At 63.4% G+C, this 536-nt stretch carries 1 pseudogene; it reads left to right on the forward strand.

Annotated features, from left to right (window positions below):
• Window positions 1-7: 7 nt before the first annotated feature.
• A pseudogene (locus tag EN935_RS39620) lies at window positions 8-536 on the forward strand (DNA polymerase III subunit delta'); the annotation flags it as partial.

The raw sequence follows: 536 nt of genomic DNA on the forward strand, positions 1-536 counted from the left end.
CACCGGCATGATTTTTGAGCGCATCGCACCCGAACAGCACGACACGCTGGACGGCGTGCCCGAGCCATCCGAGACGCGACGCCTGGTCGGGCACAGCCAAGCCGCTGATATGCTCACCGCCGCCTATCGCGCGGGAAAGCTGCCGCATGCGCTGATCTTCTCCGGACCGGTCGGCATCGGCAAGGCGACGCTCGCCTTCCATCTTGCGCATCATCTCCTGAAGCACCCCGATTTCGCGCAGGCGCCGGAAAGCCTTGCCACTCCCGATCCGGCGTCGTCGCTGTTTCGCCAGATCGCCACCGGGGCGCATCCCGGCGTGCTGCATCTGACCCGGCCGCTGAACGACAAGACTAAGAGCTTCAAGACCGTTGTCACCGTCGATGAAATCCGCAAGGTCAACCGCTTCCTGTCGCTGACCTCACATGACGGCAGCTACCGGGTCGTCATCGTCGACCCGGCCGACGACATGAACGCCAATGCCGCCAATGCCTTGCTGAAGAATCTTGAAGAGCCGCCGGCACGAACCCTGTTCATCC

The organism is Mesorhizobium sp. M7D.F.Ca.US.004.03.1.1 (assembly GCF_003998635.1).
Taxonomy (GTDB): domain Bacteria; phylum Pseudomonadota; class Alphaproteobacteria; order Rhizobiales; family Rhizobiaceae; genus Mesorhizobium; species Mesorhizobium loti.